The organism is Agrobacterium tumefaciens (genome assembly GCF_005221325.1).
Taxonomy (GTDB): domain Bacteria; phylum Pseudomonadota; class Alphaproteobacteria; order Rhizobiales; family Rhizobiaceae; genus Agrobacterium.
In genome coordinates this window covers 658064-674594 of record NZ_CP039889.1, presented here as the reverse complement: position 1 = coordinate 674594, position 16531 = coordinate 658064, and the positions used below count along the sequence as shown (strand labels likewise).

The following is a 16531-nucleotide window of genomic DNA, read 5'->3' as shown; positions in this document are numbered from 1 at the left end:
GGCCCTTGCAATGTGGCGGGTGTTTGCTAACATGCCAGACAGGTTTAAAACAGGTGGGCCGGAATGGACGTTGAGAGCAGCACCAAGCAAGTATCGCTTGCGGCGAAAATCAGTTCGGCCTTGCGGCGGGATCTGGCGGAAGGCGTGTTCCGCGCTGGTGACCGGCTTCCGAGCGAAAGTGAATTGACCCGGGAATATTCCGTCAGCCGCACGGTTGTGCGTGAGGCCATTGCCATTCTTCGTGCCGATGGTCTGGTTGAAGCCCGCAAGGGGGCAGGCGTTTTTGCCATTGAGGCGAAACCGGCCAAGGAAGTGCCTTTCAACGATCTGGCGGTGGGACGAATTTCCTCCGTCATCGAGCTCTTGGAATTGCGCACCGTCTTTGAGGTCGAATCCGCCGGCCTTGCTGCCTCGCGTCGTTCCGCCGTGCAGGTGGAAGCGATTGTCGATGCGCATCGGCGCGTGGGGGACTGTCTTGGCGCGGGCTTGCCGACGCGCGACGCGGATTTCGAGTTTCATCTGGCCATTGCGCAGGCGACCCAGAACCGGCGCTTCCCCGAATTTCTCCAGCTTATCCGCTCCGGCATCATTCCCCGTGGCGAATTGCAGGGTGCGGCGCCGGGGTCGCGTCCCAAGGACTACAATCTGCATCTCCAGGAGGAGCATGCCAAGATCGTCGATGCCATCATCGAAGGGGACGCTGATGCTGCGCGCCAATATATGGCCGCGCATCTGCGCGGCAGCCTTGAGCGTTACAAGGTGCTTCTGCGTTCCCGCACCATGGCTGAGTGAGGCGAAAATAGCAGAAACGGCAAAGGCTTATGCGCTGGCCCGTCGGTAAAGGGCAAGGGAAGCGGCAAGCGTCAGCAGCGCGCCGCCGCAGATGCGGTCGAGCCACAGGGCGCCGGACTTGCGCAACATCCTGACCGCCTGCGCGCCGAGCAGCGCGTATCCGCACATCACCATGACATCGATGCCGGCGAAGACCAGCGCAAGCACGGCATATTGTTGGATTTGCGGCGCGGCGGGATCGATGAATTGCGGCAGGAAAGCCGAAAAGAACAGATATCCCTTGGGGTTGGTCACGGCGACGAGAAAGCTTTTCAGAAAGATCGAGCGCGCCGATGCTGCCCCGTTTGCCTCTGTCGACCCAAGAGCGCCATCAAGCGTTCCTCTTGAGCGCAAAAGCATGATGCCGAGGAAAACCAGATAACAAACACCCACCCATTTGACGACTCCGAACCAGAATTCCGAGGCGGCGAGGAGAGCCCCCAATCCCAGCGCAACCGCGCCGATCAGGACGAAATCCGAAAGGACAGCACCAGCCATGCCGATCATGGCGCGCCGCACGCCGAATTTCGAGCCATTGGCAAGTGCCAGCAAGACGGTAGGGCCGGGTGTCGCAATGCCGATAAAGGCGACCACGGCAAAGGCCAGAAGTGTCACGTCGATCATGTTTTCCTCCCCCGAGGTCGCAGACATCGTCGGCAATATTGCCGCAAGCTTCCATGTCCGCCTGTTGTGAACGGGAGAATACAGGCTTTTGCATTTGCGGCAATGTGGGCGATTTTTCTGTGAAGCAACGGTGCCGCAACCGCGGCCCGAAACAACACGGTGCATGCATTTTGCCGCCCTTGGAGATATCGATTTTGACCGCCCGTGCTTGACAGCCTTCGACACCTGTGACAACTTATGAATAGTTGTCAGACAGGATTGTGCCTTCATCGCTTGCGCAGTCGATCTCTGGCAAGGGAGGAATCATGTCAAGAAGACGCCTTTCGCTGTATGGCCTCTCCGGCCAGATCGGAAGCATTGCGGTTACGCTGCTTGGATTGCTGCTGCTGACCTTTTTTATTGGCCGCCTGATGCCCGCCGATCCGGTGCGGGCGATCGTCGGCGAGGATGCGACGCGCGAAACCTATGAGCAGGTCTATCATGCGCTCGGCTTCGACCGACCACTGTGGCAGCAGTTCATCTATTATCTCGGTGATGTCTTCACCGGCGATTTCGGAACCTCGATTCGCACCGGCCGCCCTGTGATCGAGGACATCATACGCGTCATGCCGGCAACGATGGAGCTTGCGACCTTCGCGATCCTGATCGGCGCCGGCCTTGGCATTCCCATGGGCGTTTACGCCGCCGTCAACAAAGACCGCTGGCAGGACCATCTTGTGCGGGTGCTCAGCCTGTTCGGCCATTCGATGCCGATCTTCTGGACCGGCATGATCGCGCTGATCGTGTTTTACGCCCATCTCGGCCTTGTCGGTGGCGGCGGCCGCATGGACCAGTTCTATATCGGTCTGGTGGAGGAGCGGACGGGCTTCCTGCTGATCGACAGCCTGCTTGCCGGCGATATGGAAGTGTTCTGGTCGGCCATCAACCACCTCATCCTTCCCGCCGCCCTGCTCGGTTACTCCTCCTCGGCCTATATCACCCGCATGACGCGCAGCTTCATGCTGGATCAGCTGGGCCAGGAATATGTGACGACAGCCCGCGTCAAAGGCCTGTCGCAACGGCAGACGGTGTGGCTACACGCTTTTGGCAATATCCGCGTGCAGCTCGTCACCATCATCGCCCTTGCCTATGGCTCGCTGCTGGAAGGCGCGGTGCTCATCGAGACCGTCTTCGCCTGGCCGGGTTTCGGACAATATCTCACCAGCAATCTTATTATCGGCGACATGAATGCCGTGATGACCTGCGTGCTCATTGTCGGCGTCATCTTCATCGGGCTCAATCTCCTGTCCGACATTCTCTATCGCTTTTTCGATCCGAGGACCCGCTGATGACGGCTCGTGCAGAAACCTCTTCTCGTCTTCCCGTGCCCTTGAACGCGCTGAAGAACATCATCATTTTCCTGCTGAAAAGCCCGACATCGGCCTTCGGCCTGGCTGTCCTGCTGCTCCTCGTCATCGCCGCGATTTTCGCGCCCTGGCTTGCGACGCATGACCCTTACGCGCAGGATCTCGCCAATACGCTGAAGGCGCCGGGCAATGGCCACGTCTTCGGCACGGACGAGCTGGGACGAGATATTTACAGCCGCCTTCTCTGGGGTGCACGCATCACGCTCACCATCATCTCGCTGGTATCGATCATCGTTGGCCCCGTCGGTCTTCTCGTCGGCACGGCATCCGGTTATCTCGGCGGCAAATTCGATACGGTGATGATGCGCATCACGGATATCTTCCTGTCCTTCCCCAGCCTCATCCTGTCGCTCGCCTTCGTCGCAGCGCTTGGGCCGAGCCTCAACAACGCGATCATCGCCATTGCGCTCACCTCCTGGCCACCGATCGCGCGTCTTGCCCGGGCTGAAGCCATGACTTTCCGCAAGGCGGATTACATCGCCGCCGCGCGGCTTCAGGGGGCGTCACCGCTGCGCATCATCGTCAAATCGATCATGCCCATGTGCCTGCCGTCTGTTCTCATTCGCCTGACGCTGAACATGGCGACCGTCATCCTCACCGCCGCCGGCCTCGGCTTTCTCGGCCTCGGCGCGCAGCCGCCGCTGCCGGAATGGGGTGCGATGATCGCCACGGGACGGCGTTACATGCTCGATAGCTGGTGGCTGGTGACCTTTCCCGGCGTGGCGATCCTCTCCGTCAGCCTCGCCTTCAACCTGCTGGGTGACGGCCTGCGGGATGCGCTTGATCCGAAGCAGATGAACCGGAGATAAGGCCATGGAAAAACCAATCCTTGACGTCGAAAATCTTCGCATCCGCTACGGCGGCTCACCCACGGAGGCGGTGCGCGGCATCTCCTTTACCCTTGGCCGGGAACGGCTCGGCATCGTTGGCGAAAGCGGCTCTGGCAAATCGACCGTGGGCCGCGCCCTGCTGCGGCTCCTGCCGTCGGCGACGATCACCGCTGACAGGCTTGATTTCGAAGGGCTCGATCTTCTAGCACTCAGCGAAAAAGAGATGCTGAAGGTGCGTGGCCGGCGCATGTCGATGATCCTTCAGGATCCGAAATTTTCGCTTAATCCCATCCGCCGTGTCGGCGATCAGGTGACGGAAACCTATCTGCGTCACTTCAAGGCGTCGAAATCGGAAGCCCGGAAAAAGGCGCTGGCTATGCTCGATGCGGTGAAAATCCGCGATGCGGAGCGCGTCTATGAGCAATATCCGCATGAAATCTCCGGCGGCATGGGCCAGCGCGTCATGATCGCCATGATGTTGCTTGCCGATCCCGATCTCGTCATTGCCGACGAACCGACCTCGGCGCTGGATGTGACTGTGCGGTTGCAGGTCTTGAACATTCTCGACGGTCTGGTGCGCGATCGGGGCATTGGCCTCATCATGATCAGTCACGACCTCAATCTCGTGCGCAATTTCTGCGACCGGGTTCTCATCATGTATGCCGGACGGGTGGTGGAAACGCTGGCCGCGCGCGATCTCGATCAGGCGCAGCATCCCTATACGCGTGGCCTTCTGGCGGCGCAGCCGCGCATCGGCGGCTCGCGCTCACCGCTTGCGGTGCTCGATCGCCGCCCCGAATGGCTGGAGGAGAAAGTATAATGGCCGTTTCCGTTGAAACCCGCGATCTCTCCATCACCTTCGGCAGTGGCCATACGGCGCTGAAAGTGCTCCCCTCGGTATCGTTCCGCGTCGAGCCGGGCGAATGTTTCGGCCTTGTCGGCGAAAGCGGCTCGGGCAAGTCCACCGTGCTGCGCTGCGTATCCATGCTCAACGATTTCTGGACCGGCGACATCCTCATTGACGGCAGGTCGGTGCGTGACATGCCGTTGATCGAGCGCTGCCGCATGCTGCAGATGGTGTTTCAGGATCCCTATGGTTCGCTGCATCCGCGCCAGTCGGTACGCACCGTGCTTTCGGAATCGCTTGCGATCCATAAGCTCGGCGACCGTGAAGAGCGCATGCGCAAGGTCATCACCGATGTCGGCCTGCCCGTGTCGTTCCTGGATCGCTTTCCGCACCAGCTTTCCGGCGGCCAGCGGCAGCGCGTGGCGATTGCGCGCGCGCTGATCCTTGAACCCTCGCTGCTTCTGCTCGATGAGCCGACATCGGCGCTCGATGTCTCGGTGCAGGCGGAAATCCTCAACCTGTTGCAGCGCCTGCGTGAAGAACGAGGCTTCACCTATATCATGGTGACCCACGATCTCGCCGTCGTTGACCACATGTGCGACCGTTTCGCGGTGATGCTGCGTGGCGAAATCACCGAAATCCTGCCGCGCGACGCCATCGCCGGCAATGGCGCGGCGCATCCCTATGCCCGCGAATTGATCGGTGCCTCACTGGAATATGAAGGCGCCTGACGGCTTCCAAAACGTGACTGTCCTCCTCCGGGGCGTCACGGATAATAAAGTCCTCCTTCCTTGCCCGGCCTCCCTGCCGGGCATTTTTTTGATGGCGAGTGCACGAGCGGAAAACGGAAAAAGGCGCGGGGGTTAGCCGCGCCTTTTCTTATTCGCAGATATGGCGGCAGATTACCGTTCCTTGCTCACCTCTTCAAACCGCGAGAGCCAGGGGCTGACGATCATGCCCTTGATATCGCTGCGGAAGGCGGCGGTGTCGATGACCTCCGAGAAGGGCTGAATGGACATGACGATCTCGTCCATGTAGCCCTGCAGGTCTTCATAAAGCTTCGTTTGTTTGGCCACGTCACGCTCTACAAGCGCTTCCTCGATCATCTTGTTCAGCTTTTCATCGAAGAAGCTGGTGCGCCAGCTCTGGTAATTGGTGAGCTTGGCGTCGTCGGCATTGTTGGGATTATAGGCGATGGAGCGCAGGTTGTTGTCGGGATGCGGCTGCTGGCCACCGCCGCCGCGGCCGAGCAGCAGTTCGAAATTCCGCTCGCGCATCGCGCCATAGATCTGGTCGCCAGAACCGCTGATCAGTTCGGCCTGAATGCCGGCCTGGGCAAGCGTGTTCTGGATCGCCGTTGCCGCCTTCATGAAGGGGTCTTCCGAAAGCACGCGCAGCGTGGTCTTGAAGCCGTTGGGATAACCGGCCTCAGCCAGAAGCGCCTTGGCTTTTTCGATGTCGAGCTTGTAGCCCTGATCCGGCAGCGCACCCATCACGCCGGTGCTGAGAGAACGCTGATGCAGCTTGCCGTAATAGGGCATGACCGCCTTGTCGAGACCGTCGTAATCGATCAGGTAACGCAAGGCCTCGCGCACCTTCTTCTTCGCGAACTTCTCATCCTTCATCGAAACGCTGAGGTAATAAAAACCGGAGCCGGGCGTGGATTCGATGGTGACGGCCTTGTCGGCCTCAAGCGATTTCAGGTCCGGTGCCTGCAGGGAATAGGCAACATCGATATCGCCTTTTTCCAGCATCAGCCGCTGCGATTGCGATTCCGGCAGATGGCGCATCAGGATGCGTTTCATCTTGGCCTTTTCACCCCAATAATCATCATTGCGGGTAAGAATGATATATTCGTTGGACTTCCACTGCGTCAGCTTGAAGGGGCCGGAGCCGGCGGAATTCAGCGTCAGCCATGCGCCGCCCAGATCGCCGTCCTTCTCATTCTCAAGCGCCGTCTTGCTGTCGATGATCGAGCCGGGACCGTTCTGCCCAAGGATCATCAGCAGCAGGTTCGGGTCGTCTGGTTTGGGGATATTGAGCACAAAGGTCTGGTCGTTTTCGGCCACGAACAGCTTGTCGGCCTCTTCCAGCTTGAAACCACGGGTTTTCAGGAAGGACGATTGCGCCAGGTTGCGGGCGAGCAGCCGCTTCAGGCTCCACGCCACGTCCTTTGCCGTCACCGCATTGCCGGAGGCGAATTTCGCATCGGCGCGCAGATGGAAACGGATCGATTTACGGTCTTCGGCAATTTCCCAGCGTTCGGCAAGGCGTGGCTGAAGACTGCGATCTTCAGGGGAAAGCACGACCAGCGTGTCATAGACGTTGTTTAGAACCTGCACGGTCTCGCGGCCGGTGATGGCGGCGGGGTCGAGGGTCAGGATGTTGCTCATGGTCGTGGCGACGATAAGCTGGTCTTTCGGCGTTTCGGCGAAAACACTGAGCGGCATGGCGCCGATCAGCAGGGCGCCAAGCGCTGCGGTTGCAAGAAAATGTTTCATCTTTCCTCCCTATGGCCGGTTCAAGCGGCCTTTCCACGTTTTGATCCACGCGCCTGGTTCCTCCACAGGCGTTGCGTGATCAGCCAAGAATGTCTCTTACGGGTGCTGCGAGCGCCCGGCCGATTGCCGCCGTTGCCGGCGCATCCAGATGCACGCCATCCACCGGCGAGGCGCTGGCGATCGATCCGGCATCGAAGAAATGATGCCCCAGTTCGGCAGCGAGTTTGCGGTAAAGCGGCGCAAGCCGCAGTGACTGTTCGATATCCCGTCCACCGGCCGGTTCGCCGCCGGGTCCTGCGGCGCAGGGTGGCGGCGCGACGATCAGCAGGTTCGGTACGGCCTCGCGCGGCTTATAGATGAAGGTTTCGACAATCTGCGCCAGCCTGCGCATGCCGGAAACGGCGGCTTCCGCCCGCCCGCCATGCACCGGCTTGATATCATTGGTGCCGAGCATGATGATGACGAGATCGAGCGGCATGTGGCACGACAGTGCAACTTCAAGCGCCCGCGCGCCGTTGCGGCAGGCAGGACCGGCATGGTCGTCATAACAGGTGGTGCGCCCGCCAAGTCCTTCGGGGTGAACCTTCGCCCTTCCGGCAAGCTCGGCCTCCAGCACATCGGGCCAGCGATGCTCGACCGAGTGCCTCAGACCCGTGGCCGGGTCGGCACCCCAGGTGAGGCTGTCTCCGAAGGCGAGCACCGTTTTCATTACCCGTTACCTCACCCGGTTGTTGTCGATGAAGGTAAAATCGATGTCCTCGCCAAGGCCCGGCCGGTCAGGGACGTGCACGAAGCCGTCGCGGTCCATCGGATCCGACAGCGATTTCAGATAGTCGTGGCCGTCATCATATTCGAGGAAGGGGTGTAAGAGCCCGCGCTCATACCAGCGGCAATTTTTGGTGGCGGCGACAACGTGCAGGTTCATGGCCGTATTGCCGTGGACTTCGCACTCCATGCCGAAGGCTTCGGCCAGATGCATGGTCTTCAGCGCCGGGGTAATGCCGCCGACATCATTGACGCCGGTGCGCAGAATATCGCAGGCGCCGGACTTGATCCATTCGGCGCGGTGCCAATGCTTGCCGGCTGCACTTTCCGGGCCGACGACGGGAATATCGAGATTATCTGAGAGCCATTTGTAGGAGGAGAGCGACTGCTCGTCCATCGGCTCCTCGATCCAGTCGAAACCAAGTTTTTCGAGGCCACGGCCCAGCGCCAGCGCATCGGTGCGCGAATACCAGTGGAAGGCGTCGATCATCAGGCGAATATCGGGACCAACAGCCTCGCGCACGGCGGCACAGGCCTTGAGGTCCATCTTCACATCCGGCGCCCAGCTGACGGGCGGCATCCAGGTGTGCAGCTTGATACCCTTGTAACCGCGCTTCACCAGCGTTTCGGCAAAGCGGCCGTAATCTTCGGGCGTCGCAAGCCCGCTTTCCAGCTCGTCGCCGCACATGATGGAGCCATAGGCCAGCACCTTGTCGCGATAGCTGCCGATCAACTTGTATACAGGTTGATTGAGGGAGCGGCCGGCAAGGTCCCACAGCGCGCAGTCCACCACGGCCAGCGTGCGGTCGGTCAGCTGCGCGGCCGAGCCGCGCTGCCAGTGAGCAAGATCCTGCCACAACCGTTCACGGTCGCGATGGTCCTCGCCGATCAGGACTTTCTTGACGAATTTCTCGATGACGTGCGGGCGAACGATCTCCGGCGCGGTGAAGGAATGCCCTTCCTGTCCATCCTCCGTGCGGATGGTCAGCATGGCCTGTTCCACCTGATGCGCCGGCCCCGGATGTGCATGGCCCGCACTGTCCGAGTGCCGACGGGTCGTCGTGCGGAAAACACGGACCTCGACGTCGGTGATGATCATAATTCCTCCCTCATGCAGGTATCGCAGCTTTCGTGATGGCTGCAATGTCATACATGTCTGCGTTATTTGTCAACATGTATGATAATCTGTATTACATGTTTGGGTGGGAAATCAAGTTTATTTGCGCGGAACGCGATGTGGCGTGCCAGAGGGAGTGCGTCCTTAGGCGCGCTAGGGGCAGCGTCACCTCAAAATAGGAAGGCGTATGACCAACACCAGCCATCGCAGAATAATCCATAATTTTAGTAGATTATTGAATCGCGCAACGATCTTTCAACAATCGCCGGGACTATAAAAGACCATGCCGTGCCAGCCCTGCCGGTCATCGTGCATTCTGCGGAAGTATGCGCTGCACCTGCGCTGCGTGAGCCCGATCTTCCGTCAACACCTGGTCCCGGATGCACACCATGCCCCTTTCCCATATTTCCCATTTCGCCTTTCTGGTTCCCGGTAATTATCACGATGATGATCCGGAGCGGGGACTGGAGGAGACCCTGCAGCTTTTCGAGGCCGGGGAGGCGCTGGGCTATCACAGCGCCTGGGTTCGCCAGCGCCACCTGGAACGGGGCGTATCTTCGGCGGCCACCTTTCTTGCGGCGGCCTCGCAGCGCACGAAGCGGATTGGCCTCGGCACCGCCGTCATTCAACTGGGTTACGAAAACCCGTTCAGGCTGGCCGAGGATTTAGCCACCGTGGATATCCTGTCACGCGGGCGGTTGAACGTCGGCGTTTCCGTGGGCGCGCCGCCCTTCGCCCATCTCATTTCGGATTATGTCGATACGGCTCCCGCTGCGGATTACAGCCATGCCCGCGCCGAAAAGCTGGCGAGGGCGTTGAGATCGGAACCATTGTCGAGCGATACGGAGGCGGGTAATGCGGCCGGCGCGCAGGTGCCGCGCCTTCGGCCCTTCGCAAAGGGGCTGACCGACCGGCTGTGGTATGGTGGCGGATCGCAGAATTCGGCCCGCTGGGCGGGCAAGGCAGGGTTCAATCTTCTGACCGGCAATATCGTCAGTGGTGAAAATACCGATGATTTTCTGACGGCGCAGGCGGCCCTCGTTGCGCGCTTCCGGCAGGAATGGGCGCATGAACGCCAGCCGCGTATCGCGCTTGGCCGTGTGATCCTGCCGACCGATAGCGCAAGCCCCGCAACACGCCGCCGTTATGCGGAATTTGTTGCCGAGCGCGACAAGCGCACGCATGCGCCACATGGCGCGCGCCGCACGCTTTTTCTGCCTGACATTGTCGGTACGACGGATGAAATTCTGGAGACGTTGTCGCGTGATCCCGTGCTGCCGCATGTCTCGGAATTCCGTCTGGAATTGCCCTATGAGTTCCAGCCTGATGATTATCGTCAGATCGTTACGGATTTCGCTTCCGTTTTACCGCAGCTTTCCGGTGGACGGCCTGTTTTGAAAGTGGCGACGGGTCAATGATATGTCCCTAACATCAGCCACTCCCGCGCGCAGCGGGAATGGCGGGAGATGGACCTGTGGCGCTTCAACAGCGCCGCATCTTTCGTCAATCGGGATAGGGCAGATCGTAGCGGTCGCGGATTGTCACGCCTTCGTAGTCACGCGGGTAAACGCCACGATCCTGCAGGACCGGCACGACCTTCTCGACGAATTCAGCAATATCGTCGGGCGCTCGCGGCGGCTGCAGGGTGTAGCCATCCACCGTGCCATCCTGCCAGAGATCGATGATACCATCAGCCACCTCTTCCGGCGTGCCAAGCAGCAGCCGGTGGTGCCCCTCCGAACGGCGCACGGCCTCGCGGGCCGTGAGCTTTTCGTGGGTCAGCAACTCGGAAAGGCCGAGCCCCATGCCGACGGCCCATTGCCGGTTCTGGTCGGGAATGAAGCGCTGACCTTCGAGTTTCGCATCGGGGTTGAAATCACGCGGATCGATACCGTTTTCCTTGGCGAAACGCGCCAGAAGCCCGTCTTCCGAGCCGGTTCCACTGTAAAGCTCGTGTTTGCGCAAAGCTTCCTCACGGGTCTCGCCGAGAATGACGACAAGGCCGGGAACGATGCGGATGCCGGAGGGATCGCGGCCGAAAGAAACGGCGCGGTCACGCACCTTTTTGCCGAAGGCCTGACCCGCGGGCCGGGACAGGATGTTGCAATAGATGATCTCGCCATGGCGCGCGGCCAGATCGATGCCGCCCTCGGATGCGCCGGCCTGCGCAATGACGGGATGCCCCTGTGGCCCGCGCGGAACGTTGAGCGGGCCTTTCACCTGGAAATATTGCCCCTCGTGATCGATTGTCTCGGCGGTTGCCGCATCCCAGAACCGATCTTCCGGCACGTCGCCTTCGCGGCGCGGATCCCAACTCGACCAAAGCTTTTTCGCGACATCGAGAAATTCGGTGGCCTTGGCATATCGCTCGCTGCGCGGCGGCAGCGGATCGTTGCCGAAATTGGCGGCGACATTGGGATTGAAGGAGGAGACAATGTTGACGATCAGCCGGCCGCCGGTGACGACGTCGATGGACTGCGTCCGTCTCGCGAAATTGTAAGGCGAATTATAGGTGGAAGACACCGTCGCCACAAAACCGATATCCGGCACCTGCGCGGCAAGCGATGTGGAGAGGATGAGCGGATCGATGGTGTGAAACGGGCGGCTGGCCGGATCGGTCAGCAATGCCGGATGGTCGGACAGGAAAACGGCGTCGAACCGACCCTTGTGGGCCAGTTCCGTCAGCCGCCGATAATAGCTGATATCGTTGATATCGTGCCGGTCTCCGCTCCGGTATTTCCAGGCATTGGGAAGATATCCTGTCGTGTTGATGCCAACATTCAGATTGAGCCGGCGTTTGGTCTTGCTCATGCTTCTACTTTTTCTTTTCGGTCCGTGCGGGATTTCCGGCCTGCGGCCGGTGCGATTGTCCGAAAGCGTAACAGCCGGAATTGCGGTCGCGAGTTAAAAATCCTTGCTGTTGGAAGAAGAAAAACTTTCATCAGTCTTTGCAGCTGGTGCGCGGTTGAATGGAGGAAGCAATCAAAGGCACAGGCGACGATCCGACCCAAAATCTCGCCATTATCGAAAGGATATTCCGTCATCTCGCTCAAGCGATGACAGGATGGAAACGAATTTCCTCAATCGCGCCTCAAATAGTACACTGTTTCTATAGAAAATATCGTCCGCCGTGTAGCGTGCCGTCCAGATCGCAATTTCGAGGACGTACACTATGGCCGATGCCGCCCTTCGCCAGGTAACCCAGCCCGTAACCCTGTGGTATACGCGCTGCCCGGCGCCCACGCCGCTTTCCATCGCGGTGCAACTTGGCTGGATAGAGGAACGTTTTGCCGGCCATGGTATTTCGGTGTCCTCCATTCGTGATTCCGCCGATCCGGCCATCAGGCAAAGCCATTTCGATCATCGTCTCGACTGGTCCTTCCGCCAGGGCGGTAATATTCCGCCCATCTGGGCGAAATCAGGTGGCCGGCAGACGCGGCTGGTGGGGCTGACGAGGACCGATGAGTTTCAGGCGGTCATCACGCTGCCCGCAAGCGGCATAAGCAAGGGCGGCGATTTGAAGGGGCGGCGCATCGGCCTGCCGAAACGGCCGAATGAAACCATCGATTTCCAGCGCGCCACATCGCTCAAGGGCATCGTGTCGGCGCTCACCGTCTCCGGGCTCTCCGTTGCGGATGTCGAGCTTGTCGATCTGACCGCCCGGGAGCCGGTGTTGCTTAGCCCTGACGATGAGCGGTTCCATGGTCTGCGTCGACGGCTCCCCTATGGCGAGGAAATCGCCGCGTTGCACCGGGGCCAGATCGATGCTTTCTTCGTCAAGGGAGCGGAAGGTGTAACCGTCGCCAATCTGATCGGGGCGCAGGTCGTGGTATCGACGGGGTTCCACCCTGATCCGAAAATCCGCATCAACAATGGCACGCCGCGTCCCTTGACTGTCGATGCCACCTTTGCCGATGAGCGGCCAGATCTGGTGGCGGAACTCGTCGCTACCGTGCAGCGGGTGGCCCAATGGGCTGATGATAATCCGGCGGAAGCCGTGCATTTCATCGCCCGCGAGATCGGTGTGAGCGAGGAGGCGGTTCTGGCCGCCAATGGCGCGGATCTGCACCGCAATCTGAAGCTCGACCTCGATCCTGCCGAACTGGATGCGCTCAGCCATTTCAAGGACTTCCTGCTGGAATGGAAATTCGTCCCCGAGGATTTCGATGTGAGGGCTTGGGCCGATCCACGCGCGCTTACAGCGCAGCATAATGCGGGAAAGTGAGGACGCTATGGCAGCCACCATTTTTGTAACGGGCGCAACCGGCAAGCTCGGCCAACGTGTCGTCAGCCGTCTTTTGCAAAAACAGGCCAAGGTTCGGGTGCTGACCCGCAGGCGGGAGGATGCGCTGAAGCTCTGGGGCGACCGCGTCGATATAGCGGAGGGAAATTTCTCCGATGCGGCGAGCCTGAAAGAGGCCTCACGCGGTATAGACAGGGTCTTCCTGCTTTCCCCCATCGGTGAAACGCTGGCGGCTGACCAGAATGCGGTCATTGACGCGACTCTTTCCGCCGGCGTGTCTCGGATCGTGAAAATATCCGGCTCCGACTGGACGATTGAGAATGCCGCCCGCTCCATCTCGGGCACGGCCCATGCACAGGTGGAAGCGTATCTGGCCGGAAGCGGCATAGCCCATACGGTGCTGCGGCCGAATGCCTGGATGCAGGTGGCGCTGGAACCCGTTGTTGCCGCCCTGCGCAATGGGGAGGATGTGCCCGCCCGTTTCGGAAATGCTGCCGTCTCCTTCATCGATGCCGACGATATCGCCGATGTCGCGGTTCACGCGTTGACCGCAGATGCGCCTGTTTGCGGCGCTTTGGTGCTGACCGGTGGAGAAGCGCTGACGGCGCTGGAGATCGCCCGCATCGCCGCGCGCATCCTGCATCGTCCCGTCGGGGTTTCGCACCATGCCGCCGCCGCCTTTCCGCCCCATATCGGCGCGTTCGAGCAGAAAGCGATCAGCGAATTCGGCCAGCTCATCCGCGAAGGTCTCGCAGCATCCATCGACGATAACGTCCAGCAGATCACCGGTCGTCTGCCCCGCAGCGTGGAAGGCTATCTGCGCGCAAGGCTGGCAGCGGCCCCACAGGGCGACCAACCCGAGGGAGAAAAGACATGGCGCTGACTGTTTCATTGCCGGATGGTCCGGAACTGAAAGATATTGAGCTGAAAAGCCCGGCCGATTTCGAAGACAGCCCGCTCAGCCGGGCGGCGAAGCAGCCGATGATGCTGGGCCTGTTCCTCAATCTGCAGGACATCAATTTCTCCAGCCTGCCGACGAGCAACAGCTGGACCTTCGATTATAATGTCGAACTGGTGAAGCGCGCGGAGGAGCTTGGTTTCGAAATCGCCTTCAGCCGCACGCAATGGCTGCCCAAGGGCGGTTATGACGGTGAATCCTCGCTTGACAGTTTCATCGCGCTTGGCGCCATGGCGGCGGTCACGAAGAGCATTCTGCTGATCTCCACCATCCATGTTCTTTACGGGCCTCTGCATCCGCTGCATCTCGCCAAATATGGCGCGACGCTGGATCATATCGCCAAGGGGCGCTGGGGCATCAACATTGTCACCGGCCACCGCGCCATCGAGCATGAAATGTTCGGCTGGCAGCGGATCGATCATGACAAGCGTTACGATATGGCGGGTGAATTGTTCGATGTGCTCCATCGTCTCTGGGGCGAAACCGAAAACTTTTCCTATGAGGGCAAGCTCAATCCCTGGGCGATCAACAATGGCTGGATAACGCCGAAACCCACCTTTGGGCGCCCGCCGCTGGTGACGGCGACCGGTTCACCCGCCGGCATCGATTTCGCCGCCCGCCATTCCGATCTGGTTTTCGTCACCTCGCCCGGCGGCGCGCATATAGACAGCGCGCTGGAAACGCTTCCGGATCATATCGCGAACATCAAGAACCGCGCCAAGGCCTATGGCCGGCAGGTGAAGACGCTCATCAACCCGATTATCGTCAGCCGGGATACGGAGAAGGAGGCGATCGCCTATGCCGATGCCATTGAGGCTGGAAAACCGCAGCCCGGCACCCGCGCCTTCGCCACCAATAATTACGAAAGCGACGCCCATGCCTGGCGCGGCCGCGGGGATGCGCGCCACAAGCAGGGGCGCAATCTCGGCGGCAATATCGAGATCATCGGTTCACCGGAACAGGTGGTCGAGCAGCTTGTCGGCCTGAAAAAGGCCGGCATCGATGGTGTGCAGCTGAATTTCTACGATTTCCGCGAAGATCTCGATTATTTCGCCGAGCGCATTTTGCCCTTGATGAAGGAGGCGGGCCTGAGGTTCTAACGCCTCTCCCTGCCTCAGCTTTCCAGTTCTGAAGCTTAGCACTTCGCAATCACCAAGATTGCGAGAACGATATTCTTTGCCCTGAGGAGATACCGTGAATATTGCCGTCGATCCCGTCAAAACACCCGCTCCGAAAATAATAGACCGGATCGGGACCTATGTTCCCGAACTCGTCTCCATCCGTCACGATCTGCACCAGCATCCGGAAATCGGCTTCGAAGAGGTACGCACCTCAGGCATCGTCGCCGAAAAGCTCGCCTCCTGGGGCATCGAGGTGCACCGCGGTTATGGCAAAACCGGCGTGGTCGGCGTGCTGCGTGGCCGCCACGCGGGCAATCGCTCCATAGGGCTGCGGGCCGACATGGATGCGCTGCCGATGCCCGAGGAGACCGGGTTGCCTTATGCGTCGATCTACCCCGGCAAGTTCCATGGCTGCGGGCATGATGTGCATACAACCATCCTGCTCGGCACCGCGCGTTATCTGGCTGAAACCCGCGATTTTGCCGGCACGGTGGTGTTCATTTTCCAGCCGGCGGAGGAGGGTCTCGGCGGCGCGCGCGCCATGATTGCCGACGGGTTGTTCAGGGATTTTCCTGTCGACGAGATTTACGGGCTGCACAATTCCACCCATGCGGCGCCCAATCATCTGAAGGTCTCGCCCGGCACCATTCTGGCAGGGGCGGATTTCTTCGATATCCGGCTGAAGGGGAGGGGCGCACACGCCGCGCATCCCGATGTGTCGCGCGACCCGGTGCCGGCAACGGGCGAACTCATTCAGGCCTTGCAGACCATCGTCAGCCGTAACGTGTCGCCGACCGATCCCGCCGTGCTGTCGATCACGCGCATCGAGGCGGGATCGGCCTATAATGTCATCCCGGAAACGGCTGCGATTGCCGGAACGGTGCGGGCCTTCTCCGACAGCGTGCGCGAAACCATCCGGGAGCGCATCCGCACGATTTCCGATCACATCGCTGCGGCTCACGGTCTCACCGCCGAGGTGGATATCCGCGACATATTCTCGGTCCTCACCAACGATGACGCATCGGTGGACATTGTCGCCGGCGTGGCGCGTGAGGTTCTGGGAGACGAGCGCGTTTCCACCGAGCGGAGCCGTTTCATGGGCAGCGAGGATTTCGCCGATCTTCTCAAACACGCGCCCGGAGCGTTCTTCACCCTCGGTCACTCCGGCACCGTGCCAGCCCATAACCCCGGTTTCATCGTTGACGACGCTATTCTGCCGGTTGGTGCCACATTGTTTGCCCGGCTGGTCGAGACCCGGCTGAAGGTTGCGTGAGTATTTGAAAACAAA

Annotated in this window: 15 protein-coding genes; 10 read left to right on the top strand and 5 right to left on the bottom strand. The window is 60.3% G+C overall.

What is annotated here, in order from left to right:
• Positions 1-63 precede the first annotated feature (63 nt).
• Positions 64-792: a FadR/GntR family transcriptional regulator gene (locus CFBP5499_RS17985; protein WP_080829572.1), complete on the top strand. Its 729-nt coding sequence runs from the start codon at positions 64-66 to the stop codon at positions 790-792.
• Positions 793-819: 27 nt separating this feature from the next.
• Here CFBP5499_RS17985 and CFBP5499_RS17980 read toward each other — a convergent pair whose 3' ends face one another.
• The gene (locus tag CFBP5499_RS17980) at positions 820-1455 is read right to left on the bottom strand and encodes a LysE family translocator (protein ID WP_080829573.1); all 636 of its coding nucleotides are present in this window, start codon (positions 1453-1455) and stop codon (positions 820-822) included.
• A gap of 305 nt (positions 1456-1760) precedes the next feature.
• Here CFBP5499_RS17980 and CFBP5499_RS17975 point away from each other — a divergent pair, with 305 nt between their 5' ends.
• From CFBP5499_RS17975 to CFBP5499_RS17960, 4 genes are read left to right on the top strand one after another with little or no spacing between them, the layout of a single operon-like run.
• Positions 1761-2783: an ABC transporter permease gene (locus CFBP5499_RS17975; RefSeq protein ID WP_080829574.1), complete on the top strand. Its 1023-nt coding sequence runs from the start codon at positions 1761-1763 to the stop codon at positions 2781-2783.
• A complete protein-coding gene (locus tag CFBP5499_RS17970) occupies positions 2783-3670 on the top strand; it encodes an ABC transporter permease (protein ID WP_080829575.1) in 888 nt (295 codons plus the stop codon). The genes CFBP5499_RS17975 and CFBP5499_RS17970 overlap by 1 nt, the downstream gene beginning before the upstream one ends.
• Positions 3671-3674: 4 nt before the next feature.
• Positions 3675-4511 carry an ABC transporter ATP-binding protein gene (locus CFBP5499_RS17965; RefSeq protein WP_080829576.1) on the top strand — a complete coding sequence of 279 codons (837 nt, stop codon included), beginning with the start codon at positions 3675-3677 and terminating at the stop codon, positions 4509-4511.
• A complete protein-coding gene (locus CFBP5499_RS17960) occupies positions 4511-5269 on the top strand; it encodes an ABC transporter ATP-binding protein (RefSeq protein WP_080829577.1) in 759 nt (252 codons plus the stop codon). Before CFBP5499_RS17965 ends, CFBP5499_RS17960 begins: the two co-directional genes overlap by 1 nt.
• A gap of 171 nt (positions 5270-5440) precedes the next feature.
• On the opposite strand, the gene CFBP5499_RS17955 is transcribed toward CFBP5499_RS17960, so the two are convergent.
• The 3 genes from CFBP5499_RS17955 to CFBP5499_RS17945 form a co-directional block, all read right to left on the bottom strand.
• Positions 5441-7039, bottom strand: coding sequence for an ABC transporter substrate-binding protein (locus CFBP5499_RS17955; protein WP_080829578.1), 1599 nt, complete (start codon positions 7037-7039; stop codon positions 5441-5443).
• A 79-nt stretch (positions 7040-7118) separates the two neighbouring features.
• Complete coding sequence (locus tag CFBP5499_RS17950; protein WP_080829579.1) at positions 7119-7748, bottom strand: SGNH/GDSL hydrolase family protein; 630 nt, start codon at positions 7746-7748, stop codon at positions 7119-7121.
• Positions 7749-7754: 6 nt separating this feature from the next.
• Positions 7755-8903 carry a mandelate racemase family protein gene (locus tag CFBP5499_RS17945; protein WP_080829580.1) on the bottom strand — a complete coding sequence of 383 codons (1149 nt, stop codon included), beginning with the start codon at positions 8901-8903 and terminating at the stop codon, positions 7755-7757.
• 407 nt (positions 8904-9310) lie between these two features.
• Here CFBP5499_RS17945 and CFBP5499_RS17940 point away from each other — a divergent pair, with 407 nt between their 5' ends.
• Positions 9311-10339, top strand: coding sequence for an LLM class flavin-dependent oxidoreductase (locus tag CFBP5499_RS17940; RefSeq protein ID WP_080830212.1), 1029 nt, complete (start codon positions 9311-9313; stop codon positions 10337-10339).
• 85 nt (positions 10340-10424) lie between these two features.
• On the opposite strand, the gene CFBP5499_RS17935 is transcribed toward CFBP5499_RS17940, so the two are convergent.
• On the bottom strand, positions 10425-11732 hold the full coding sequence (locus tag CFBP5499_RS17935) for an NtaA/DmoA family FMN-dependent monooxygenase (RefSeq protein ID WP_080829581.1): 1308 nt from the start codon (positions 11730-11732) through the stop codon (positions 10425-10427).
• Positions 11733-12093: 361 nt separating this feature from the next.
• Here CFBP5499_RS17935 and CFBP5499_RS17930 point away from each other — a divergent pair, with 361 nt between their 5' ends.
• The 4 genes from CFBP5499_RS17930 to CFBP5499_RS17915 all read left to right on the top strand — a co-directional run bounded on the left by CFBP5499_RS17930 (position 12094) and on the right by CFBP5499_RS17915 (position 16516).
• A complete protein-coding gene (locus CFBP5499_RS17930) occupies positions 12094-13146 on the top strand; it encodes an ABC transporter substrate-binding protein (protein ID WP_080829582.1) in 1053 nt (350 codons plus the stop codon).
• A gap of 7 nt (positions 13147-13153) precedes the next feature.
• The gene (locus tag CFBP5499_RS17925; RefSeq protein ID WP_080829583.1) at positions 13154-14047 is read left to right on the top strand and encodes an NmrA family NAD(P)-binding protein; all 894 of its coding nucleotides are present in this window, start codon (positions 13154-13156) and stop codon (positions 14045-14047) included.
• Positions 14038-15222 (top strand): LLM class flavin-dependent oxidoreductase, encoded by a 1185-nt coding sequence (locus CFBP5499_RS17920; RefSeq protein WP_080829584.1) that lies wholly within the window; start codon positions 14038-14040, stop codon positions 15220-15222. The genes CFBP5499_RS17925 and CFBP5499_RS17920 overlap by 10 nt, the downstream gene beginning before the upstream one ends.
• A 94-nt stretch (positions 15223-15316) precedes the next feature.
• Positions 15317-16516 carry a M20 aminoacylase family protein gene (locus CFBP5499_RS17915; protein WP_080829585.1) on the top strand — a complete coding sequence of 400 codons (1200 nt, stop codon included), beginning with the start codon at positions 15317-15319 and terminating at the stop codon, positions 16514-16516.
• The last annotated feature ends 15 nt before the right edge of the window (positions 16517-16531 follow it).

What these genes read in the sequence shown, in the direction of transcription:
- CFBP5499_RS17985 (WP_080829572.1), top strand. Translation starts at nt 64, where the DNA reads ATGGACGTTGAGAGCAGCACCAAGCAAGTATCGCTTGCGGCGAAAATC.
- CFBP5499_RS17980 (WP_080829573.1), bottom strand. Translation starts at nt 1,455, where the DNA reads ATGATCGACGTGACACTTCTGGCCTTTGCCGTGGTCGCCTTTATCGGC.
- CFBP5499_RS17975 (WP_080829574.1), top strand. Translation starts at nt 1,761, where the DNA reads ATGTCAAGAAGACGCCTTTCGCTGTATGGCCTCTCCGGCCAGATCGGA.
- CFBP5499_RS17970 (WP_080829575.1), top strand. Translation starts at nt 2,783, where the DNA reads ATGACGGCTCGTGCAGAAACCTCTTCTCGTCTTCCCGTGCCCTTGAAC.
- CFBP5499_RS17965 (WP_080829576.1), top strand. Translation starts at nt 3,675, where the DNA reads ATGGAAAAACCAATCCTTGACGTCGAAAATCTTCGCATCCGCTACGGC.
- CFBP5499_RS17960 (WP_080829577.1), top strand. Translation starts at nt 4,511, where the DNA reads ATGGCCGTTTCCGTTGAAACCCGCGATCTCTCCATCACCTTCGGCAGT.
- CFBP5499_RS17955 (WP_080829578.1), bottom strand. Translation starts at nt 7,039, where the DNA reads ATGAAACATTTTCTTGCAACCGCAGCGCTTGGCGCCCTGCTGATCGGC.
- CFBP5499_RS17950 (WP_080829579.1), bottom strand. Translation starts at nt 7,748, where the DNA reads ATGAAAACGGTGCTCGCCTTCGGAGACAGCCTCACCTGGGGTGCCGAC.
- CFBP5499_RS17945 (WP_080829580.1), bottom strand. Translation starts at nt 8,903, where the DNA reads ATGATCATCACCGACGTCGAGGTCCGTGTTTTCCGCACGACGACCCGT.
- CFBP5499_RS17940 (WP_080830212.1), top strand. Translation starts at nt 9,311, where the DNA reads ATGCCCCTTTCCCATATTTCCCATTTCGCCTTTCTGGTTCCCGGTAAT.
- CFBP5499_RS17935 (WP_080829581.1), bottom strand. Translation starts at nt 11,732, where the DNA reads ATGAGCAAGACCAAACGCCGGCTCAATCTGAATGTTGGCATCAACACG.
- CFBP5499_RS17930 (WP_080829582.1), top strand. Translation starts at nt 12,094, where the DNA reads ATGGCCGATGCCGCCCTTCGCCAGGTAACCCAGCCCGTAACCCTGTGG.
- CFBP5499_RS17925 (WP_080829583.1), top strand. Translation starts at nt 13,154, where the DNA reads ATGGCAGCCACCATTTTTGTAACGGGCGCAACCGGCAAGCTCGGCCAA.
- CFBP5499_RS17920 (WP_080829584.1), top strand. Translation starts at nt 14,038, where the DNA reads ATGGCGCTGACTGTTTCATTGCCGGATGGTCCGGAACTGAAAGATATT.